Source organism: Pseudomonas sp. NPDC096925 (assembly GCF_044762545.1).
Lineage (GTDB): Bacteria > Pseudomonadota > Gammaproteobacteria > Pseudomonadales > Pseudomonadaceae > Aquipseudomonas.
On the sequence record NZ_JBIWEM010000003.1, the window covers coordinates 419,906 to 442,869 of the forward strand.

A 22,964-nucleotide genomic window follows, 5' to 3' on the forward strand; every position below is an offset into this window, starting at 1 on the left:
ACAGGAGGAGGCCCGGGTGGCGGAAAGCTACCTCTGCCGAGGTATTCGGCGAGGTCAAAACCAAGGGGCGCATGAGCAACCCTTTAAATGTTGTTAATGGAGAGTTTCACAATGGCATTTGACGCGTATATCCAAATCGACGGCATCCCGGGCGAAGTACTGGATGCAAAGCACAAGGACTGGATCGAAGTGCTGGGCTACGAGTACGGCGCCACCCAGGCCACCTCGGCTACCGCCAGCTCCTCGGGCGGTGCGTCGTCCGAGCGTGTTGCCCTGAGCGACTTCAAGATCCGCAAGGCGGTCGACAAGGCTTCGGCCAAGCTGTTCGAACACTGCTGCACCGGCAAGCACATCGCCAAGCTGAAGCTGAACGTGAACCGCGCCGGTGGTGACAAGGTCACCTACCTGACCATCGACATGGAAGAAGTCGTGGTGTCCTCGGTGCGCTTCGTCGCCGGTGGCAACCAGGGTGGTGAAGACAAGGCTGTGAGCGACCTGCCGATCGAAGAAATCAGCTTCAACTTCGCCCGTATCAAGACCACCTACACCCAGCAGAACCGCACCGACGGCCAGGCTGGCGGCAACATCGTCGGTGGCTGGGACCGCACCGCGAACAAAGTGTTTGCCTGATAACCAGTGTGCCCGGGGGCCGCTACGGCGGCCCACATCCCACAGCGTGCCAGGTGATCTGGCACGCTGTTCATCCGCCTGACCAGAGTGTTTTATGCCTGAAATCCTCAATGACCTCTCGCAGGCCATGCTGGCCGCACCTATCGCGGGTGGCAGTGGCGAAGACTTGAGCTTCTCTGCCTTGTTCGACCAGATCAAGGAGGCGCGCCGGGCGGACCCTGACTACCTGACCCAGGGCGACTGGCAAACCGACTTGAAGACCGCCGACTGGGAGCAGGTGATCGACCTGTCGGCCCAGGGGCTGGCGCAGCAAAGCAAAGACTTGATGCTGGTAGCCTGGCTCAGCGAAGGGCTGGCCCAGCGAGAACATTTCGAAGGCATTACCTTTGGCCTCCAGCTGACCGAACAGATCCTGGAAGCATTCTGGGACACCCTGTATCCAACGCTCGAAGACGGCCTGGACGAACGCGCCGCCCGGCTTTCCTGGCTCAAGACCACGCTCACCGACATCGCCGGTGGCTTGCCCATTACCCAAGGGCAGAATTTTGGCGTGTTGCGCTATGACGAATCACGCCACGTAGAAAACCTCGCCTTGCAGAACCCCAAGGCGATGCAGGCCGCGCTGAACGAAGGCAAGATCAACGCCGAGATCTTCCAGCGTTCGGTGGCGCTTAGCGACACCGAACACCTGCGCGCCAAGGCCCTGCAGATCGGTGCCAGCCTGCAGGCCTGCAAACGCCTGCAAGCCAGTGCCGACCGCCTGTTCGGCCATGAGGCGCCCAGCTTTGCCAGCCTCGCCGACATTCTGTCGCGCGCCAGCCAGTTGGCGGAGAAGCTGCTCAAGGACCGCGGCGTCGAACTGCACCCTGCAGCCGTGGCGGTTGCAGAACCCGAAGCCACCGTTGCCCCCGCCAGCGAAGCAGGTGAACCGATGAACACGCCCGTCCAGGCCACCGCGCCTGCGCCCATGCGCACTACCCCACTGACCCGCGACGAGGCGTTCACCATGCTTGCGGGCATCGCCCAGTTCTTCAAGCAGAGCGAACCGCAAAGCCCGGTGCCTTACCTGATCGAACGCGCCATCAAGTGGGGCAACATGCCGCTGGAAGGCTGGCTGAGCGATGTGATCAAGGACAGCAACGTGGTGGACAACATTCGCGATGTACTGGGTACCCGCGAGCCAAGGTCCTGATGCTGTATCGGCCACACCGGCCTCTTCGCGGGCACGCCCGCTCCCACAGGGACCGCCTACAACCTGGACACTGCGCATGCCTGTGGGAGCAGGCATGCCCACGAAGAGGCCAGTACAGCCACCGCAAATACTGCTAACGTGAGTGCTCTCAACCGCCAAGGACCGCTCAGATGCCGCCACGTTCACCCGCCCCCACCGGCTTCATCCGCGTCCGTGGCGCCCGCGAGCACAACCTGAAGAACATCGATGTCGATATCCCCCGTGACGCACTTGTGGTGTTCACCGGCGTGTCCGGCTCGGGCAAGTCCTCGCTGGCCTTCTCGACGCTGTATGCCGAAGCCCAGCGCCGTTACTTCGAATCGGTCGCGCCCTATGCCCGGCGCCTGATCGACCAGGTCGGCGTGCCGGATGTCGACGCCATCGAAGGCCTGCCACCGGCCGTGGCCCTGCAGCAGCAACGCGGCACACCGAGTGCACGTTCCTCGGTGGGCAGCGTGACCACCCTGTCCAGTTCGATCCGCATGCTCTATTCCCGCGCCGGCCACTACCCGGCCGGCCAGGCGATGCTGTATGCCGAGGACTTCTCGCCCAACACGCCGCAGGGCGCCTGCCCGGAATGCCATGGCATGGGCCGGGTCTACGAAGTGAGCGAAGCGACCATGGTCCCCGACCCGTCGCTGACCATCCGCGAGCGCGCCGTGGCCGCGTGGCCCATGGCCTGGCAGGGGCAGAACCTGCGCGACATCCTGGTGACCCTAGGCTATGACGTCGATATCCCCTGGCGCGACCTGCCACAGGCGCAGCGCGACTGGATCCTGTTCACCGAAGAAACACCCACTGCACCGGTGTATGCCGGGCTGACCCCGGCGCAGACCCGCGCCGCCCTCAAGCGCAAGCAGGAGCCCAGCTACCAGGGCACGTTCATGGGTGCCCGGCGTTACGTCCTGCACACCTTCATGCACTCGCAGAGCGCGCAGATGCGCAAGCGCGTGGCCCGGTTCATGCGCCCCAGCCCCTGCCCGCTGTGCCAGGGCAAGCGCCTGAAGCGCGAAGCGCTGGGGGTGACCTTCGCCGGCCTGGATATCGCCGAGCTGTCGCACCTGTCGCTGCAGGCGCTGGCCGAGGTGTTCCGCAAAGTGGCGGCAGCAGACTACCTGGCACAACAGCAGGACGACCTGACCCTGGAAAAGCGCCTGGCGGCGCAACGCATCGCCAACGAACTGCTCGAACGCATCGACACCCTGCTCGACCTGGGCCTGGGCTACCTGGCCCTGGAGCGCAGCACCCCGACCCTGTCCTCTGGCGAACTACAGCGCCTGCGCCTGGCCACTCAGCTGAACTCGCAACTGTTCGGCGTGATCTACGTGCTCGACGAGCCGTCTGCCGGTTTGCACCCGGCCGACAGCGAAGCCCTGTTCGACGCGCTGCAGCGCCTGAAGCAGGCTGGCAACTCGGTGTATGTGGTGGAACACGACCTGGACACCATGCGGCGCGCCGACTGGCTGGTGGATGTAGGGCCTGCTGCTGGCGAACATGGCGGCACCATCCTCTACAGCGGGCCACCTAAGGGCCTGGCCCAGGTCGAGCAGTCATGCACCCGGGCCTACCTGTTCAATACGGCGGCACAGGCCACACGCACGCCACGCCAGGCCCACGACTGGCTGAAGCTCGAAGGCATCTGCCGCAACAACCTGGACAACCTCAGCGCCGAGTTCCCGCTGGGCTGCTTCACCGCCGTGACCGGTGTTTCCGGCTCGGGCAAGTCGAGCCTGGTCAGCCAGGCCCTGCTGGAGCTGGTGGGTGCGCACCTGGGCCATGCCGAGGAGCGCAACGAGCCCGAAGAGCAGAGCCTGGAAGATGAACCCGAACAGGCCAGCAGCGGGCATGTAAGCGCGGGCCTTGGCAGCATCAGGCGCCTGGTGCAGGTCGACCAGAAGCCGATCGGCCGCACGCCCCGCTCCAACCTGGCCACCTACACCGGCCTGTTCGACCACGTGCGCAAGCTGTTCGCCGCCACCGAACAGGCCAAGGCACAAGGCTTCGATGCCGGGCGTTTTTCCTTCAACGTTGCCAAGGGCCGCTGTGAGAACTGCGAAGGCGAAGGCTTCGTCAGCGTCGAGTTGCTGTTCATGCCCAGCGTCTATGCGCCCTGCCCGACCTGCCATGGCGCCCGTTACAACCCGCAAACCCTGGCGGTGAGCTGGCAAGGCATGAACATTGCGCAGGTGCTGCAGCTTACGGTCGACCAGGCCCTGCAGGTGTTCGCCGAACAGCCAGCGGCGCGGCGTTGCCTGCAAGTGTTGCAGGACATCGGCCTGGGCTATCTGCGCCTGGGCCAGCCGGCCACCGAACTGTCCGGCGGCGAGGCGCAGCGCATCAAGCTGGCCACCGAGCTGCAACGCATGGCCCGTGGGGCGACGTTGTATGTACTGGACGAACCTACCAACGGCTTGCACCCGCAGGACATCGACCGGCTGCTGGTGCAGCTCAACCGCCTGGTCGATGGCGGGCACAGCGTGGTGGTGGTCGAGCATGACATGCGGGTGGTGGCGCAGAGCGACTGGGTGATCGACATCGGGCCGGGGGCCGGGGATGCCGGGGGGCAGGTGGTGGTCAGCGGCACGCCGCAAGTGGTGGCCGGATGTGCTGAAAGCCGCACTGCGGCGTTTCTGACCAAGGCCTTGTAGCGCCTGCACCGTCCTCTTCGCGGGTACTCACAGCTTGCAAGGTCTGTGGTGAACCTGTGGGAGCGGGTTTACCCGCGAAGAGGCCACCGCAGCACATACCGAGATGCCGTCTTGCCACGATTGCGCCGCTCTAGTCCGTAGGTTCTAATCGCGCACGACCCGTTTGCCTTTGTCACTCAAGGAAGTGTCACCATGTACAGGAAGATCCTGCCGCTGGCGCTGTTGGCCCCCCTGGCCGGTTGCTCGAACAGCGAGGACACCAGCGAGGCCAGTTTCCACAAGGCTGCCCAGGCCTACCTCGATACCCAATACCCGCACTGCTTCGTCATCAGCTCATTCCCCACCAAAACCCAGGACTTCGACCTCCATGGCACCAACAAGGCGTTGCATGCCCTGGCCCAGGTAGGCGTGGTCAGCGAAAAGGAGATCTCGCGCACCGAGGTGCCCGCCCGCCTGTGGCAAGCGGCACGCACGGACATCTACTACGCCTACGACCTCACCGACGAAGGCCGCAAGTATTACAAGGCGGATAACGGGCTGTGCTTCGGCAAGGCACAAGTCACGGCCATCGAGCATTTCAGTGAGCCGAGCGAAGCGACCGGGCAGAAGATGTCGCGTGTGACCTATGCCTACAAGATCACCGGGCTGCCGGCTTGGGCTGCCAATGAAGAAGTGAAGGCCAGCGTTGAAGAACTGGGCAAGGCGGTGGCCAGCAATGAAATGCCGCTCAAGGACACCCGGGAAATGGTGCTGACCAGCCAGGGTTGGCGGTTACACGACAAATAGCCGTTTGCTGTACCGGCCTTTTCGCGGGCTTGCCCGCTCCCACAGGTGCACCACTGGCCTTGAGACCTGCGCTGTACCTGTGGGAGCGGGTTTACCCGCGAAAGGGCCGGTACAGCCTTACATCCACCAGGCCAGCACCACCGGCAACCAGGCAAACGACAGCACCGTGGAACACATCACCAGGTTCGCCACCTGCTCCGGTTCGCGGTTGGCGCGCACTGCCATCAGGTAGTTGAACACCGCCACCGGCATCGCCGACTGCACCACCAGCACCGCGCGCTCCAGGCTGGCCATGCCCAACGCGGCGCCGACTGCCCAGCCCACGGCAGCCCCCAGGCCAATGCGCAAACCGCCCAGCAGCATGCCGCTGCCCACATGGCGCAGGCGAATGCTGGCCAGCGAAACGCCCAGTGTCAGCAACATCAGCGGGATGGTCATGCCGCCCAGCAGGCCTACCGTATTGGCCAGCCAGCGCGGTAATTCGAAATCGAGAAAGATGATCGGCATGGCGCCGGCCAGGCTGATCACGATGGGGTTGCGCAACAGTGCCTTGAGTGAAGCCGCAGTACCGGAGATGGCCATGCCGAGGGTGAACTGCACGATCGACAGGGTCAGGAAGAACGCCACGGCCAGGGCCAGGCCGTGTTCTCCAAAGGCATACAGGCTGATCGGCAGGCCCATGTTGCCGGTATTGGGGAACATGAACGCCGGCAACAGCACCCGCCAGTGCCGGCCTGAAGCGCGACACACCAGCAAGCCGGCCAGGGCCATGCCCAGGGTGCACAGCAGGCAGGCCATGGCCATGCTGGTGAAGGCGTTCGGGTCCAGTTCGGTGCGGCTGAGCGTGGACAGCACCAACGACGGGGTGCCAACGGTCATCACCACCCGGGCGATGAATTCGGTGGGGTATTCCAGGCCCTTGCGGGCCCAGGCATAGCCGATGCCAGCGACGATGAAAACCGGGGCCAGGACGGCGAACAGTGACGCGAACATAGGGGCCTTCCTTGGGGGTGGGCCCAGCATTATGCCGCAGACTGCGGCGTCTCGTCGCACACCCAGGGCTCTTGGGCAAAACCGCTGAAGCCCGTAGAATCGCGCTTCCTTTTCGCCTGTCGCCTTGAACGGTGGCAACCGGCAGCAATGATAGTCGCATCCAGCCCAGGCACTCCGTGCAGCCCCTCGGCCCCGTTCGGGTCGAGCCGGTGTGCGCGTCCGAAAAGGCGCTCATTCCGCTCATCCAACTAGAGGTACATATGTCTCCGCGTTTGCTGGCCATGGCGCTGGCGCCCCTGCTCGGGCTGTTCATCATTGCCCTGGGCAACGGCTTCATGTCTTCCCTTACCACCTTGCGCCTGGGCGCTGCCGGTGAGTCAGCCACTACCATCGGTGTCGTTTCCTCGACCTACTTCATTGGCCTGACCCTGGGTGCCATCTTCAACGACCGGCTTATCCTGCGCATCGGCCATATCCGCGCCTACACCAGTTTCGCCTCGCTGATTGGCGTGACCATCCTGCTGCAAGGCCTGTTCTACGACGTCACCTGGTGGTCTGTGCTGCGCCTGATCAACGGCTGGGCGGCGGTGGGCGTGTTCCTGGTGATCGAAAGCTGGCTGCTGCTGGCCGGTGACGCCAAGATCCGCGGCCGCCTGCTGGCGCTGTACATGATCGCCTTCTACGGCGCCGGGGTAATCGCCCAGGCCGGCCTTGGCGAAATCACCCACATGGGTGACACCGCACCGTTCATGCTGGCCGGCGTACTCGCCGCCCTGTCGGTGCTGCCCATCGTGATCCTGCCGCGGGTGTCACCGCTGCTGGACCAGGTCGAACCGCTCAAGCCGCGCCAATTGCTGGGCGTGGCACCGTCGGGGCTGGTCGGCTGCTTCGGTTCGGGTGTGGCCATTGCCGGGATCTATGCCCTGCTGCCGCTGTACCTGCAGCGCATTGGCCTGGATGTGGGTGAAGTCGGCAACATGATGGCCTGGGTCATTCTGGGTGCCATGCTGCTGCAGTACCCGGTCGGGCGCTGGTCCGACCGCAAGGACCGCCAGGATGTGCTGATCGCCCTGGCCGCGCTGTGCGTGCTGCTGTCGCTGGTCACGGTATTCCTGCCGTCGGACTCGATCCTGCTGCCGGCCATGCTGTTCCTGCTCAGCGGTGGTGTGTTCACCCTGTACCCGGTGGCGGTCAGCCATGCGGCCGACCGGGCGCCGTCCGATGCGCTGGTGCCGATGATCCAGGGCCTGCTGCTGATCAACTCGCTGGGTTCGGCCATGGCGCCGGTGGCGATTTCGCCGATGATGACCGAGTTTGGCGAGGCCGGGTTGTTCTGGGCCTTTGCCGTGGTCAACCTGGCCATGGTGTGCTTCTTCATGTGGCGCCGAGGCAAGCGCCCGGCGGCAGAGCACCCGGCCCCGTTCACCGCTTCGACCACCTTCTCGCCGACCGGTGCCGAGCTGCGGGTGACCGAAGACCTGATGCATGCGGCGCAGGAGCATCCGCCGCTGGAGCCGGTGGAGAGCGCAGCGCCAGCGCAGGCGCAGCGTTCAGAATCGCATTGACTTCGGGGGCTGCCTTGCAGCCCTTTCGCGACACAAGGCCGCTCCCACAGAACTGCACATGACTCAATGAGTTAGCAGGGACCCTGTGGGAGCGGGCGCGCCCGCGAACACCGGCGTAGCCGGTGCCATCCACCGCGTCGCCTGCTTCGCGGGCATGCCCGCTCCCACAGGGGCCGCGCCGGCTTTTGGATCTGGCGCTAGCCATTCACCAGGTTCGCCGGGCGCTCGCCGGCCAACGCAGTGAGCAGGTTGTCCACTGCGCAGCGCGCCATGGCCTGGCGGGTTTCCTCGGTCGCCGAGCCGATATGCGGGGTCGCCACCACGTTGTCGAGTTGCAACAACGGCGACTGCGCCGGCAACGGTTCCTGCACGAACACATCCAGGCCGGCGCCGCGTATGCGCCGGGCACGCAACGCTTCGATCAGTGCCGGCTCATCCACCACGCGCCCGCGGGAAATGTTCACCAGGATGGCCTCTGGCTTCATCAGCGCCAGTTCCCGCGCGCCGATCAGGCCTTCGGTGCTGGCACTCAGCGGCACGGTCAGGCAAACGAAATCCGCCTGCTGCAACAGTTCATCCAGGCTGCATTGACGCGCGCCATAGCGCGCTTCCACATCAGGCTTGGCACGCTGACTGTGATACAGCACCCGCATGCCGAAGCCAGCCGCGGCGCGCCGGGCCAGGGCCTCGCCGATGCGGCCCATGCCGACGATGCCCAGTGTCTTGCCGTGCACATCGCTGCCGAAATGCGCCGGACCAAGGTTGGCCTGCCAGTGACCTTCTCGCACCCAGCTCGCCAGTTCCACCACCCGCCGGGCAGTGGCCAGGATCAAGGCAAAGCCCGTGTCGGCGGTGGTTTCGGTCAGCACGTCGGGCGTGTTGGTCAACATCACGCCGCGCCGGCTGAGTTCGGCGATGTCGTAGTTGTCCACGCCGACCGAAACGCTGGACACCACTTCAAGTTGTGGCGCCAGGTCGAGCAGGCTGGCGTCCAGGCGCAGGCTAGCCCCCAGCAGCCCGTGTGCACCCGGCAAGGCGTCGCGCAGACGCGCCAGGCCATCGGGCTGGGTCGTATCCACCCAGGTCACCTCGACGTGCTCTTGCAGGCGTGCCATCAAGTCGTCGGACAGGCGTTTGTACAGGACGATTCGCTTCTTCATTGCAAAGATTTCCTAATGGTTCATGGCCAGACGCGAGCTGCCGCGCTTGGCCCGGCCAGGCGTCTGGGTAGTATTGAGTGCGGCGGTAAGCACCACTGCAGTCAGCAGCGCACCGCACATGAACAGGTAAGAGGCACCGGGCCCACCCGTGGCGCCATTGAGGTAGCCCACCAGCCACGAACCGCCGAACGAGCCCAGCGCGCCCATGCTGTTGATCAGCGCCATGGCACCGCCCGCGACGTTGGCCGGCAGGATCTCGGGCACGATCGCGAAGAACGGGCCATAGGGTGCGTACATGCAGGCGCCGGCGACCACCAGTAACGCGTACGACAGCCAGAAGTGCTCGCTGCCCAGGGCGTACGAGCCATAGAACGCCACGGCGGCGATCAGCAGTGGCGGCCAGACGAAGCGCTTGCGCTTCTGCAGGCGGTCGGACGCCCACGACACGCCGACCATGGCCAGCACCGCCACCAGGTAAGGTACCGACGACAGCCAGCCGGCCTGCACGATATCGAGGTTCGCCGCCTGCTTGAGGATCGACGGCAACCACAGCACGAAGCCATACACACCGATGCTCCAGCAGAAGTACTGCAGCGCGAGGATGATCACCTGCGGCGAGCGGAACGCCTCACGGTAGTTCTTCACCGGCTTGATGCCTTGCTGCTCGGCGGCCAGCGCCTGCTCCAGGTCGGCCTTCTCCTGCTCGCTCAGCCAGTTCACCTGGGCCGGGCGGTCATCCACAAGGCGCCACCAGAAGAACGCCCAGATCACCGCTGGCAGGCCTTCGATGATGAACATCCAGCGCCAGTCGTAATGCTTGACGAGGTAGCCCGACACCACCGACATCCACAGGATGGTCACCGGGTTGCCGAGGATCAGGAAGGTATTGGCGCGCGAACGTTCGGCACGGGTGAACCAGTGGCACAGGTACACCAGCATCGCCGGCATCACTGCCGCCTCCACCACCCCAAGCAGGAAGCGGATGCCGATCAGCATGTAGACGTTGCTGACCACGCCGGTAAGCGTGGCAAGGCCCCCCCAGAGGATCAGGCAGACAAAGATCAGCTTCTTCACACTGCGCTTTTCGGCGTAGATGGCGCCAGGCACCTGGAAGAAGAAGTAACCGAGGAAGAACAGTGCTCCCAGCAGCGAAGACAATGCGGGGGTGATATGCAGGTCTTCAGCCATGCCGGACGCGGCGGCGAAACCGTAGTTGGCACGGTCCAGATACGCCAGGCTATAGGTGAAGAACACGATCGGGATGATGTACCACCAGCGGCGAGGTGCCAGGCTTTGGCTTTGCATGGTTCGTTTCTCCTGAGCTTGTTGTTTTTGTTGCAACAGGTGTTTCGGGGTCAAGTGTTCACGCGCTTCTGCGCAGTTCGTGGGCTTGCAGTTCATGACGCAGCGGCAACCCTTCCATGTCGCCACGCGACTGCACGGCGCGGCTGCCGCACCAGTTGCCACGCGCCACTGCCTCGGCCACCGGGCGGCCCTCCAGCAGCGCGCTGAGCACGCCAACGGCAAAGGCATCCCCGGCGCCGACGGTGTCCACCACATGGCTGACCGGCACTGGCGCCACCTGGCCTTCACCCTTGGCGCTGCGGAAGTAGGCACCGGCGTCGCCCAGCTTGATCACCACCAGTTCCACCCCTTGGTCGAGGTAGAACGCGGCGATGTCTGCCGGAGTGTGCTGGCCAGTCAGCAGGCGGCCCTCTTCCAGGCCGGGCAGAACCCAGTCGGCCTTGGCCGCCAGGGCATTGACTTCACGCACCATGCTGCTTTGGTCAGGCCACAGCGAGGGGCGCAGGTTGGGGTCGAACGAAATGCTGCGCCCGGCGGCACGCATGGCGTCCATCAACGCGTGGGACAGCGCCCGGCAGCCCTCCGACAGCGCCGGTGGAATGCCGGTGGCGTGCAAGTGGCGGGCCTGCAGTGAGCCCGGACGCAGCAGCGCCGGCGACAGTCGGCTGGCCGCCGAACCACGTCGGAAGTACTCCACCGCCGGGTCGCTGCCGTCATCGCAGCGGGCCTTGAGCTGGAAGCCGGTGGGGTAGCTGGCATCCACCTCGACGCCGGAGCAGTCCAGGCCTTCGCGGCGCAAGCTGTCGAGCACGAACCGGCCCAGCGAATCGTCGCCCACCCGGCTCAGCCAGCGGACCTTGAAGCCCAGCCGCGCCAGGCCGATGGCCACGTTGCTGTCGGCACCGGCGATGCGCTTGGCGAACTGGCCGACACTGGCCAGGTCGCCAGCCTGCTCGGCGACGAACATGGCCATGGTCTCACCGAAACACAGCACGTCATGCTCATGCATGGCTCAGCTCCTCACTCGATACGCCCTGCCCCAGCGCCGCGAGGTCGCGCACCTGGGCACGGGTCAGCGCCAGCAGATCGTCGCTCACCAGCGGGTACTCGACAGCACGCACCACGCCGGGGGTGAACTCGGCCATCAGCTCAGCCCACTCCTGCAGGTCCGCAGTCTCTGGCGGGACGGCTACCAGGCGACCATCGGACCGGCGCCGCACGGCCTTGCAATGCACATAGCTCACCCAGCGGCCAAGTTGGCGTGCGGCGTGGCGGGCAGGCTCGCCCTGCCACTGCCAGTTACCGATATCGAAGGTCATGCCGAGGGCCAGCCCGAGTTCGTCGACGCGCTGGAAAAACTGCCGCAGCGGTTCGATTCGTCCACCTTGCGCGGTCTGGTCGTTTTCCACCAGCAGCAACGGCCCGTGCGCCGGCAACAGCGTCGCCAGGGCCGCGACGTCACAGCCCGCATGGTAGTGGCCCAGGGAAACCTTGAGCGCGACCGCGCCAAGGGCGCGGGCGGTGTCCAGCTTCTGCGCCAATTGCGGGTCTGGCACGCCTTGTGCGGTCCACAGCTCCAGGGGCGTGGAATACAGGCACTCCAGGCGCAGCGCGGCAATGGCTGAAGACAGCGCTGCAGTGTCTGGCGCACACGTGAACAGTTCTTCGCGCAGTTCCACGCGGGTAACGCCAGCGGCAGCCAGCAAGTCAAGGAACTGCTCCTGGCCACGTTGCCGGACACAGTCGGCGCCGTAGCTGGAAAGGCTGATGGAAACGGGGTTCGAGTGCATTGTTGTTGTCCTTATGAAACCGGTTTCATTTTTTGATGACAGCAGGCACGCAGGTGCCTGCTTGTGATTACTGTGGCTGGGTTGAACCTCGGATGATCAGTTCGGCCTTGAAGTCGATGCGCCGGGCTGCCCCGCTGTCGCCGCGCAGGCGGCCAAGCAGGCTCTCGAATGCTGCCACGCCGATTCGCTCGGTGGGCTGGGCCAGTGCAGTGATGCCACTGCCGACCAAGGGGTACCAGTCGAGGTCGTCGAGGGCGATCAGCCCGACGTCCGCGAACAGATTGCGCCCTGCCTGGTGCAGGGCCCGGCTCACGGCCAGGGTGGCGACGCCGTTGAAGGTGAAGATGGCCTGCGGGCCATGGCCACTGCCGGCGAGGAACGAAGCCAGTTGGCCATCCAGCCCGGTGCCGGTTTCCAGCACCTGCTGGCGCATGCCGGGGCGACGGCTGACCGATGCGCTGAAAGCCTGCACCCGTTCCAGGCGCGAACTGGTGCCATCGAGGGGCTCGGTTACCGCCAGGATGTCGCGGTAGCCTTGCGCTTGCAGGTGGTCGAGGGCCTGCTCGACCGCGTCGGCATTGTCCAGGCCCACCAGGTCGACATTCAGTTCGGGTAACTGGCGGTCGACCAGCACCATGGGGATGTCGCGCTGCAGGTTGAGCAATTCGCCGGGGTGATGGCCAAGCGTGTTCACGATCAGCCCTTCGACGTTGTAGGACTGCAGGGCCACCAGGTGGTGACGCTCCTGCTCGTCGTCGCGGTTGGTGTTGCACACCACCAGGCTGTAGCCGTGCTGGCGGCAGGCAGTTTCCACACCATGCATCACGGCCACTGAATAGGGGTTGAGGATATCGGCCACCAGCATGCCGATCAGGCGTGTCTGGCCGCGCTTCAGGCCACGGGCCATCTGGTTGGGGCGGTAACCGAGGCGCTCGATGACCTCTTCCAGGCGCTTGGCGGTGGCTTCGGCGAGCAACTGGCGGTCGCCACCGATGTAACGGGAAACGGTGGCCTTGGAAACGCCAGCGACACGCGCTACTTCGCTGATGGTGACCCGTTCGCGGGCATGGGCAGGCGCGTCGGTCATGGGCTGTCCTTATGATTGTTGTGATCGCGATGAAACCGGTTTCAATACAGCAAAATCACATGCGTTCGTCAACCTGCCGTTGGTCGGGAGTGCGATATTGATGCGTAGGAAATACAACAAGAATACGTTTTAACTAACTGATATGTATAGGAATGTACATGCGAAACCCTGTAGGAGCGGGTTCACCCGCGAATGCGATGTTGAATGTGCCGACGCATTCGCGGGTAAACCCGCTCCCACAGTGGATTGGGGGTGCAGACAAAGGGATGCAGTTAACGGAGGGCTTTCACATCACTGGCGGTGACGGCATCCCCTTGGTTACCCCAGCTGGTACGAATGAAATTCACCACCTCGGCAACCTCCTGGTCACTCAGGCGCCAGCCGAACGCCGGCATGGTGAAGTTGGACGGTGCCGTGTGCGTCGCCGGCACCGTGCCCCCCGCCAGCACCACGTGGATCAGCGATGTGGCATCCGCCGTCTGCACCACCGGGTTGCCGGCCAGGGCCGGGAACACGCGGGTATAGCCTTGGCCATCGGTACGGTGGCAGGCCGCGCAGTTGTCGATGTACACCGCCGCTCCGGGCTTGCTGTCGTCGCCCTTCCACAGCGCATCCGCCACCTGTTTGTCATAGACGTGCGGCTGGTCGTCAGGGTTGCTCGGCGGCAGCGTCTTCAGGTAGCGGGCGATAGCGGTCAGGTCGGCGTCGCTCATGTGTTGCATGCTGTGCTCGACCACGTCGCTCATGCCACCGAACACGGCGCTGCGGTCACTACGGCCGGTCTTGAGAAACTGCACCAGCTGCTCCTCGCTCCAGCTACCCAGGCCGTCCTTGTGGTCGCCACGCAGGTTCTTGGCAATCCAGCCTTCCAGCGGTGCACTGCCAGCCAGGAACTGCTCGCCATCCTGTGGGCTCAGTGCCTTTTCCTGCATGGTCAGCGCTCGCGGCGTATGGCACGCGCCGCAGTGCCCCAGGCCCTCGACCAGGTAGGCACCGCGGTTGACTACCGGGTCGGCCGCCGCCGACGCCTGCCAGGGCCTGGCCTCAGGCGCGAACAGCCCGCGCCAGATCGCCAGTGGCCAGCGCATGCTCAACGGCCAGGGAATGTCGGTGGCCTTGTTCGGCTGCTCGACCGGCTGCACGCCCTTCATGAAGTAGGCATACAACGCCTGCATGTCCTGTTCGCTGACGCGTGCATAGGACGGGTATGGCATGGCGGGATACAGGGTGCTGCCGTCCTTGCCGATGCCCTTGCGCACAGCCTGGTCGAAGTCTTCGAAGCTGTACTGGCCGATACCGCTGGCCGCCGGGGTGATATTGGTGGAGTACACCGTACCGATCGGCGTTTCCATCGGCAGCCCACCGGCGAACGGCTTGCCGCCCTTGGCGGTATGGCAGGCGACGCAGTCGCCTGCGCGGGCCAGGTACTCGCCCTGGCGCACCTGCGCATCGTCATTGGGCGCGGCCTGAGCAGCCACGCTGGCACCGAGCAGGGTTGCGATCAACATTGTCTTCATGTGCATCGCTCCTCAAGCCTGGACCAGCGGGCCAGGGTTTTTCAGGTACTGCTCGCGGATGGCGCGGGCCGACCAGTAGGTCAGCGCAGCCACCAGGCCGGTCGGGTTGTAACCCAGGCCTTGCGGAAACGCCGAAGCCCCCGGGACAAACACGTTGTGCACATCCCAGCTCTGCAGGTAGCGGTTCAATGCACTGGTTTTCGGGTCGGTGCCCATGATCGCGCCACCATTGAGGTGTGTGGTCTGGTAGCTGGCGGTGTTGAAATGGTCCTTGACCTTCTTGCCCAGCACGGCAATGGTCTTTGGGTTCATCGCCTGGGCGATCTGGCTGAGTTTGTCGACCATGAACTGGTTCATCCTGATGTCGTTTTCCTGCCAGTCGAAGGTCATGCGCAGCAGCGGCTGGCCATAGGCATCCCGGTAGGTCGGGTCAAGGTCCAGGTAGTTGCCACGGTAGGACTGGTGGGCGCCGTGTGCGTCCATCGACACCTGGTGGGTGTAGTAATCGGCAGTGGCCTTCTTCCAGGCGCTACCCCAGGCCGGTGTGCCAGGCGGAGTTGCGCCACCGGCAATCGGCCGTGTGCCGGCCTGGTTCACCCACATCGGTGAACCGCCGACGAAGCCGTGCGGGCCATGGTCGAAGTTGTCGGCGTTGAAGTCATCGATGGCAATGCCGTTGCCACCGGCGCCGATGAAGTTGTTGGTGTAGGTGTCCTTGTCGAAGAACGCCTTGACCGTACCCATGTTCTGGTAGGCGAAGTTACGCCCGACCACGCCTTCATTCTTGACGGGGTCGTACGGTTTGCCGATGCCGGACAACAGCATCAGGCGCACGTTGTTGAACTGGAACGCCGCCAGGATCACCAGGTCCGCCGGCTGCTCCACTTCCCGCCCCTGCGCGTCGATGTAGGTCACACCGGTGGCCTTGCGCTTGCTGTCGTCCAGGTTCACCCGCAACACATGGGCATTGGGCCGCAATTCGAAGTTTGGCACCTAGCGCAGCGCCGGCAGGATGTTCACGTTGGGCGAGGCCTTGGAGTACATGTAGCACACGTAGCCGCTGCAGAAACCGCAGAAGTTGCACGGCCCCATCTGCGCCCCGTACGGGTTGGTGTACGGCCCGGAAGTGTTGGCCGATGGCAGGTTGTAGGGCTTGTAGCCCAGGCTGGCCGCCGCCTTTTCGAACAGCCTGGCCGACACCACGTTTTTCTGCGAAGGCAGCGGGAACGGGCTGGAACGGTCCGGCGCATAGGGGTTGCCGCCCTTCCCTTCACCCACTACCTGGCCGTTGACGGTCCAGGCCTGGCCAGAAGTACCGAAAACCTTTTCAGCAAAGTCGAAGTGCGGCTCCAGTTCTTCGTAGGTAACACCGAAGTCCTGGATAGTCATGTCTTCAGGGATGAACTTGCGCCCGTAGCGTTCTTCGTAGTGGCTGCGCATGCGCAGTTCCATCGGGTCTACCCGGAAATGCACGCCCGACCAGTGCAGGCCTGCGCCACCGACACCTTTACCCGGCAGGAAGGCACCGAGCTGGCGATTGGGCAGTGCCACGTCATTCATGCCGTGGCGGATGGTGACGGTTTCCTTCGACACGTCGACAAACAGCTTCTTGCGCACGCTGTAGGTCAGCTCGTCGATCACCTGCGGGTAGCTGCCTTCCGGGTAGGTGTCCTGCATCGGCCCCCGCTCCAGGGCCACCACCTGCAGCCCGGCCTCGGTCAGTTCCTTGGCCATGATCGCGCCGGCCCAGCCGAACCCGACGATCACCGCATCCACTTTCTTCATCACGGTCGCCATGCCTCAGGCCCTCTCGCCACGGATCGAAACAGCCGGGAACGGGTAAGGCTCGTTGCGCTCGACCCAATCCATGAAATCGGCGCGAGCGCCGGGGAAGCCGATCTGGGTCCAGCCAACCATGCCTTTGTTGCCACCATGGATCGGGTCGCAGAAGAACCCTTCACGGGTGTTCTGCACCAGCAAGCTGAAAAACACCTTGGCCGGCACGGTGTCGAAAACCAGCTCTCCAGCTTCGACCTTGCTCAGAACATGGTCTCGGGTAGCGCTATCTTGCGCAGCAAAAACTTGCCCGGAGTTGGCCTTGCACCAGCCGTCCACGGCGGCGATGCCCAGGCGGTAGATCTGCTGTGGGCTGAGTTGCAGCTGGTAACCCAGTTCGGGCGCGGCGTCGGCCTTGAACGGGCCCTGCATGTACCACTGCGCGCCGGTTGCATAGGGGGTGTTCATCTGCCGGTCGATGAATTCGGCAGCGCCGGCTTCCAGTGCGCCGGGGCCAAGCTCGTCGGCCGGGATGATGCGCGAGACGGCCGCCTGCACGAAGGCCCACTCCTCGGCAGTGAAGAAAGTCGGCTGGTACTTGCCCGCTGGCGGCGTGGCAGGCACTTTGGGTTCGTGTTGCGGGGCCGCAAGCAGCTGACCGGCGCCCACGCCAAGCCCCGCGCTGGCCACGGTGACCACAGGGATCAAGGTCAAGGTCTTGCGCAGAAAATCCCTGCGCGGGTTGTCTGGGGCATGCTCAGGCATTGCGAGTCCTCATCGGCTGTGTGCGGCCTTGAAAAGCGCCATCTGATTTTCAATGTGGGGGGTGGTCTTGATAGGTCATCAAGAAAACAGCCGGATAATCTAGCGCGTTCAGAAATGTTTTGAAACCGGTTTCATCCTTGACTTCCCACTGCCTAAGCCACTTCCGCACTGCTGTCGGGCCAAGGCTTTTTTCACATCTGCCTCACTCTCTACCGACATCCCGCTACCTACAGTGCCGACGCTCTTGTGTGGAGCGAGCTGACTGGAGTGGCAAACATGCTGCAAGGCGTTATCGACAAATTCCCCGCCTCACGGCTTGCCCAGGTATACCGATTGCCTTGGGGCACGGCGCTATTCGCAGTCTTGTGCCTGCTGTTCATCCTTGGCGCAGCGGCAGCCTGGGCGCATACCCGCATGGCCATCCCCGACCTGGGCAACCCCCATCACCTGCAGCACAGTGGGCTCGAGGCCGCCTGGGCGAACGGCTCGGTGATTGTGGTGCTGCGCCATGCCGAACGCTGCGACCGCTCGCGCGGAGCCTGCCTGGGTGACCCAACCGGTATCACGGTCGCGGGCAGCCGGGTGGCCGCCGATGTAGGTCACGGCCTGCAACGCCTTGGCCTGGGCAAAGCCGATGTATGGGCCAGCCCGGAGGTGCGTACCCAGCAGACTGCACACGCCATGTTCGCTAAAACCATTGCCACGCAGGGCTGGCTCAAGCAGTGTGATGGCCAGTTTGCCGAGACCGCCTTTGCCCACAAGCGAATCGGCCACAACCTGGTGCTGGTCAGCCACAGCGGCTGTATGGAACAACTGGAGCGCACGCTTGAAGTGCCTGGCAGCGCGCGCTTGAACGGCTATGCCAGCGCCCTGTTCATCAGCCAGGGCAGCGATGGCAAAGAGAAGCTGCTGGGCCAGATGGCTGCCAGTGAATGGCGCGAACTCGTCGACAGCAAGGAGCTCTGAACATGCCACCGCGCGCCGCTTTCTACCGCAACAACCTGCTGCTGCCTCTGTTGCTGGCCGCTACCGTGTTCATGGCATTCGACCTCACAGAGCTCGATCGCTGGATCAGCAACCTGCTACTCGACCCGGTCACTGGCCAGTTCCCGCTGTTGCACAACCAGTGGTTCGAGAAAGTCACCCACAAGTGGCCAAGGGTCCTGCCGGACTGGACCGGTGAACTGGCGGTCATCGGCAGCGTGCTTTCGTTCATCTGGCCACGCCTGGCCAACCGCCCGCAAGCGTGCCTGACACGGTTACTGGAAAAATCCCGAATCGCACCGGCCTTACGCTTTACCACCAACCACCGCCGCGACCTGCTGTTCGTGGTGGTGGCGTTCGCCCTGAGCACCACGGTGATTCACTACCTTAAAAGCCATACCAGTGTGTATTGCCCGGTGGAAACCACGCTGTATGGCGGCTCGCACGCCCGGGTCGAATGGTTCGAGAACTTCTCCTGGTGGGGCAAGGCCGGTGATGGCCGCTGCTGGCCGGGTGGCCATGCCTCCAGCGGGTTTACCTTGTTGGCGCTGTATTTCGTGGCGTTGCGTCACCGCTGGGCGCATGCCCGCAAGCTCCTGGTGGCGATTCTGCTGATCGGGTTCGTGTACGGTACTACCCGGGTGTTGCAGGGCTGGCACTACATGTCCCATACGTTCTGGGCCGGTATTTTTGTCTGGTTTACCACCTGGATAACTGCGTTGTTCTTCTATGGGCGCATCGCTTTGCAAGCACCGGAGCACAGCCCTGCGATAGGTAGTACGCGGGCTCCGGACTTCGCGTAATACCTGTGGGAGCGGCTTTAGCCGCGAACACCGGCGCAGCCGGTGCCAGGCACCGTGTCGCCTGCTTCGCGGGCACGCCCGCTGCTACAGCGACCGCGTTCACGCAAATGTCAGGATTGGGTCGACACGACCTGCCCCAGTCCCCCAACCTTGGGGGCACGGTGCCCACCGGCAAACGCCTGCAAATCCCCTTGCAAGAGAATTGGATCCCTTGCCCTGCAAGGGCTACAGCACATTTTCCCGGGTTTGGCACGCCTATTGCCGATCTCCTGCCAGACGCCCCAAGTCCATGGGCCCGTTTGCAGGAGGAAATGACTCATGCACCGACCGATACCCCACCCGCTGGCAGTGGCGATTATCGCCGGCATGCTCCAGCTCCCGGCGCAAGCTGCCTTGAATGCTGTCGATCCAGGCGCCTATGTACCCGCCAACGGTAAATTCCCCGCCTGGTACCAGGACAGTCACGGTCGCACCCTCGACCTGTGCCTGACCAAGGCGGTGAGTTCCAGGGTCGCCGGCGCGCCCGGCGCACCGTCGTACATGTGCACGTTGCTGCCCACACCCGGCGTGTTCGACGATACCCAACCCATCGCCTTCCCCGGCAACTTCCCCGATGAGGCGTTCTGGTTCACCGCCGACGCCACCATCGTCGACGCAGCGCGCGGCATCAACCTGGGCTATGGCACGGCGATAGAAGCTGCGTTCAGCTCCGGAGACCCTGTCGATGGCGACCAGGTCAGCTTCGCCCGGGTGCGTATCCGGGTCGATGTCCCTACCGCCGGCACCTATGTGATCACCCACCCCTACGGCGTCGAAGTATTCGACGTGCCAGCCGGCGGGCGGCGGGCGATCAACATGACCCGCGACATCGGCATTGGCGGCGCAGGCGACTTCACCGGCGCCCTCAAAGGCGATGTCGGGCCATTCCTGCGCAGTGTCAACGGCCCCTACACCGAGGGCAGCGAGCGCTTCATCGGCGACCCGAACCTGGAAGAACGGGTGACCGGCAGCCCGTTCAACACCAACTATGTACGCATCGAAGGCCCCGGCGGCATCGACCTGCGCACCGAGCTGTTCGCGATTTCGGGCAAGCTTTCCGAAGTGGCCCTGCCAACCCCGCTGATGCCGCAACGCAGTACCTACTCGCGGCATACCGAGAACGGCGACCTGCGCGCCCAGCAGGACATCTTCGTCATGGCCCCGCCGCCACCGGCCAGCGTCGCCCTGACCAGCCAGACTCCCAACCTGAACCTCACCGAGGCCAACGGCACTGGCACCTGGTACGCCCAGTCGGTCCTCGACCCGGCTGCCGGGACGATCCTGACGCTGACCGCCAACAACAGCGTGGCGATCCCCACCAGCAGCCCGACCACCGCCAACGTGCCACTGACCGACCTGGTCACCATTACCCAGGCCCAGTACCGCCTGTCCACCGGCGAGCTGACCCTGGTGGCCAGCACCAGCGACGAAACCACGCCGCCGGTACTCACCGCGCACACCGGCAACGGCACGCTGATCGGCAACCTGAGCGGCAACGGCGCCGTGAAGACATTGAGCACCAGCCTGTCACCCATCCCGCCGGCCAAGGTGCAGGTCACCAGTGCCAATGGCGGTAGCGACACCGAAGACGTGGTGCTGGTGCCATGAACAGACAAAGGCTCAGCCTTCAAGGAGGCAGCATGAACACTTGGTCGCGCCGTGCGCTGTTGGCCGCCGGATTCTCCCTTACCGTTACCAGCGCTGCCTTTGCCGCGCTGTCTGATGTCGACCCGGGGCCCTACACCTTCGCCACCGGTGGCTTCCCGATGTGGTACAAGGACAGCCTCGACCAGTCCCTGGAGCTGTGCCAGTCACGTGCCGTCAGTTCGCGGGCCGCAGGCGCCCCGGGTACACCGGCCTACATGTGCACCCTGCTGCCCGAACCCGGCATCTACGACGACACCCTGCCGCTGGTGTTCCCGGACAACTGGCCACCGGAAATGTTCTGGTTCCTGGCCGAGACCTCCATCCCGGCCGTGGGCAACAGCGGCTATGAACTGGAAGTTTACGTCGCTGGCGTGGAAGCAGCCTTTGCCGCCGAAAACCCGGTGGATGGAGACCAACAGAGCTTCGCCCGCATCCGTATCCGCGTGTCGGTGCCCACTGCCGGTACCTACACCATCACCCACCCCTATGGCGTAGAGACGGTCAACGTCACCACACCAGGCCGACGGGCAATCAACATCACCCGCGACATCGGCATCGGCGCGCCGGGCAACTTCCGCGGAGCACTGGCGGGGGCGATCGGCCCTTGGCTGAAGGGGGTTGGCGGGCCTTACACCGAGGTCAATCCCGACACTGGCGCCACCGAAACCTACATCGGCGACCCCAACATCACCGAAGCGGTGACGGGCAGCCCCTTCAATACCAACTTCGTGCGCATTCAAGGCCCCGCTGGCACCATCCAGACCAACGCCTTCACTGTCTCGGGCAAGGTGCTGGACCCGCGCGCACAAACACCGGTCACCCTGGAGCGCGCCACCTACTCGCGCAACGCCACCGGCACCCGTACTGAAGTATTCGCCAAGGCTCCCAGTGCAGCCAGCCTGTGCATGCGCAATGGCATCGCCCTGGTCGGCACCCCGCCTTCGCCGTGCCAGTACACCCTCACCGCCGACAACAACGGGCTGTTCTTCCACCAGCAGTTCGGCCAGGTCGCACCGCCTGCGCTGGTGGTGGTCACCGCCAGCAACAGCGCCGGCGGCACCCAGCCGACCGCGCTGTCGAGCAAGCTCACCGATGTGGTCAAGGTCAGCACCGCACGCTATGACTGGGCCAACAAGCGCCTGCTGATCGAAGCCAGTTCCAGTGACGAGGTGGCAATCCCCGACCTGCTCGCCCAGGGCTACGGTCGCCTGTCCAAGGCAGGCACGCTGCAAAGCCTGACCGTCAACGACGTGCCGCAGCCACCGGCCACCATCACGGTCAAGTCGGCGCGTGGCGGCAGCGATGTCGAACCAGTGGTCGTGGTCGGCAACGCTCCGGTCGAGGCGGCCAACCAGCCACCGCTGGCCCAGGCCGATACCGGCAGCACCAGCGTCGGTATCCCGATCACCCTCAACCTGCTACAGAACGACAGCGATCCGGACGGCAACGTGCCGCTGACCATCAGCGACCTGACCCAGCCCGGTACAGGTCTTGGCGGCGTGGTGATGAACGGCACCACCTCGGTCACCTACACCCCGCCAACCGGAGCCACACAACCGGTGGTGGCCACCTTCAGCTATCGGGCGGTGGACGCCAAAGGGCTGAAGTCGGAACCGGCAACGGTCACCATCAACGTCGCGCCCAACCGGGCACCGACCGCCAACCCGGAAACCGTCGCCACCCTGGGCGTGCCATTGACCATCAATGTGCTGGCCAACGACACCGATCCGGAAGGCAACCTGCCGCTGACGGTGCCCGCTGCCTCCCTCACCCAGCCGGCTGCCGGCCGGGGCACAGTCAGCACCAACGGCACCACGGTGACCTACACCCCACCGGCTACGGTAACCACGGCCTTCACCACCACCTTCACCTACCAGGCACGTGACTCGCTGGGGGCGCTGTCCAACCCCGGCACCGTTACTGTCAACGTGTCGCCACGGCCTGCGGCCGAAACCTTCGCGGTCACGGCAGCCACGGTCACGGCGCGCTCCAACAACCGTTACAACTGGGACATCAGCGGCACCTCGTCGGTCACCACCGGCAACACCGTGACCGTACGGGTGACCACCACGACCGGCGTGCAGACCCTTGGCACCGCCACGGTAGCGCTGACCGGTCGCTGGCGCCTGGCAGTCAGCAATAGCACCACGATCATCCCGACCGCGGCACCAACGGCGACGATCACCACCAGCCAAGGCACCACGCGCACCGTCAACGTTGTGGTGCAGTGAAGGCCGG

General features: G+C 64.5%; 17 protein-coding genes and 1 pseudogene. 9 read left to right on the plus strand and 9 right to left on the minus strand.

Features of this window, described 5'->3' with window-relative positions:
* Positions 1–111 precede the first annotated feature (111 nt).
* The 4 genes from ACIQYU_RS12385 (at position 112) to ACIQYU_RS12400 (ending at position 5,295) form a co-directional block, all read left to right on the plus strand.
* The gene (locus ACIQYU_RS12385; RefSeq protein ID WP_070091480.1) at positions 112–630 is read left to right on the plus strand and encodes a type VI secretion system tube protein Hcp; all 519 of its coding nucleotides are present in this window, start codon (positions 112–114) and stop codon (positions 628–630) included.
* 94 nt (positions 631–724) lie between these two features.
* Positions 725–1,822 (plus strand): type VI secretion system protein TssA, encoded by a 1,098-nt coding sequence (tssA, locus tag ACIQYU_RS12390; RefSeq protein ID WP_207832645.1) that lies wholly within the window; start codon positions 725–727, stop codon positions 1,820–1,822.
* Between the two features lie 170 nt (positions 1,823–1,992).
* On the plus strand, positions 1,993–4,509 hold the full coding sequence (gene uvrA / locus ACIQYU_RS12395) for an excinuclease ABC subunit UvrA (RefSeq protein ID WP_233687685.1): 2,517 nt from the start codon (positions 1,993–1,995) through the stop codon (positions 4,507–4,509).
* A 192-nt stretch (positions 4,510–4,701) separates the two neighbouring features.
* Positions 4,702–5,295, plus strand: a complete 594-nt coding sequence (locus ACIQYU_RS12400) for a hypothetical protein (protein WP_063914166.1) — start codon at positions 4,702–4,704, stop codon at positions 5,293–5,295.
* A gap of 117 nt (positions 5,296–5,412) precedes the next feature.
* On the opposite strand, the gene ACIQYU_RS12405 is transcribed toward ACIQYU_RS12400, so the two are convergent.
* On the minus strand, positions 5,413–6,288 hold the full coding sequence (locus ACIQYU_RS12405; RefSeq protein WP_233687684.1) for an AEC family transporter: 876 nt from the start codon (positions 6,286–6,288) through the stop codon (positions 5,413–5,415).
* Between the two features lie 260 nt (positions 6,289–6,548).
* Here ACIQYU_RS12405 and ACIQYU_RS12410 point away from each other — a divergent pair, with 260 nt between their 5' ends.
* Positions 6,549–7,853, plus strand: coding sequence for an MFS transporter (locus ACIQYU_RS12410; protein ID WP_402800092.1), 1,305 nt, complete (start codon positions 6,549–6,551; stop codon positions 7,851–7,853).
* 197 nt (positions 7,854–8,050) lie between these two features.
* On the opposite strand, the gene ACIQYU_RS12415 is transcribed toward ACIQYU_RS12410, so the two are convergent.
* From ACIQYU_RS12415 to ACIQYU_RS12450, 8 genes and pseudogenes are all read right to left on the minus strand, one after another.
* Positions 8,051–9,013, minus strand: a complete 963-nt coding sequence (locus ACIQYU_RS12415) for a D-glycerate dehydrogenase (RefSeq protein WP_207832637.1) — start codon at positions 9,011–9,013, stop codon at positions 8,051–8,053.
* Between the two features lie 12 nt (positions 9,014–9,025).
* The gene (locus ACIQYU_RS12420) at positions 9,026–10,318 is read right to left on the minus strand and encodes an MFS transporter (RefSeq protein WP_207832635.1); all 1,293 of its coding nucleotides are present in this window, start codon (positions 10,316–10,318) and stop codon (positions 9,026–9,028) included.
* Between the two features lie 58 nt (positions 10,319–10,376).
* Positions 10,377–11,327, minus strand: a complete 951-nt coding sequence (locus ACIQYU_RS12425) for a sugar kinase (RefSeq protein WP_233687682.1) — start codon at positions 11,325–11,327, stop codon at positions 10,377–10,379.
* Positions 11,320–12,108, minus strand: coding sequence for a TIM barrel protein (locus ACIQYU_RS12430; RefSeq protein WP_207832631.1), 789 nt, complete (start codon positions 12,106–12,108; stop codon positions 11,320–11,322). Before ACIQYU_RS12430 ends, ACIQYU_RS12425 begins: the two co-directional genes overlap by 8 nt.
* Positions 12,109–12,175: 67 nt before the next feature.
* Positions 12,176–13,195 (minus strand): transcriptional regulator PtxS, encoded by a 1,020-nt coding sequence (gene ptxS, locus ACIQYU_RS12435; protein WP_233687681.1) that lies wholly within the window; start codon positions 13,193–13,195, stop codon positions 12,176–12,178.
* A gap of 272 nt (positions 13,196–13,467) precedes the next feature.
* Positions 13,468–14,712: a cytochrome c gene (locus ACIQYU_RS12440; protein ID WP_063914174.1), complete on the minus strand. Its 1,245-nt coding sequence runs from the start codon at positions 14,710–14,712 to the stop codon at positions 13,468–13,470.
* Positions 14,713–14,724: 12 nt separating this feature from the next.
* Positions 14,725–16,509, minus strand: a pseudogene (locus ACIQYU_RS12445) (GMC family oxidoreductase).
* A gap of 3 nt (positions 16,510–16,512) precedes the next feature.
* On the minus strand, positions 16,513–17,253 hold the full coding sequence (locus tag ACIQYU_RS12450) for a gluconate 2-dehydrogenase subunit 3 family protein (RefSeq protein WP_063914176.1): 741 nt from the start codon (positions 17,251–17,253) through the stop codon (positions 16,513–16,515).
* A 276-nt stretch (positions 17,254–17,529) separates the two neighbouring features.
* Between ACIQYU_RS12450 and ACIQYU_RS12455 the strand changes: the two genes are divergently transcribed.
* From ACIQYU_RS12455 to ACIQYU_RS12470, 4 genes are all read left to right on the plus strand, one after another.
* Positions 17,530–18,219 (plus strand): histidine phosphatase family protein, encoded by a 690-nt coding sequence (locus ACIQYU_RS12455; RefSeq protein ID WP_233687680.1) that lies wholly within the window; start codon positions 17,530–17,532, stop codon positions 18,217–18,219.
* 2 nt (positions 18,220–18,221) lie between these two features.
* Positions 18,222–19,040 carry a phosphatase PAP2 family protein gene (locus ACIQYU_RS12460; protein WP_233687679.1) on the plus strand — a complete coding sequence of 273 codons (819 nt, stop codon included), beginning with the start codon at positions 18,222–18,224 and terminating at the stop codon, positions 19,038–19,040.
* Between the two features lie 318 nt (positions 19,041–19,358).
* Complete coding sequence (locus ACIQYU_RS12465; protein WP_207832621.1) at positions 19,359–20,687, plus strand: hypothetical protein; 1,329 nt, start codon at positions 19,359–19,361, stop codon at positions 20,685–20,687.
* 32 nt (positions 20,688–20,719) lie between these two features.
* Complete coding sequence (locus tag ACIQYU_RS12470; protein ID WP_233687678.1) at positions 20,720–22,957, plus strand: Ig-like domain-containing protein; 2,238 nt, start codon at positions 20,720–20,722, stop codon at positions 22,955–22,957.
* Positions 22,958–22,964 lie beyond the last annotated feature (7 nt).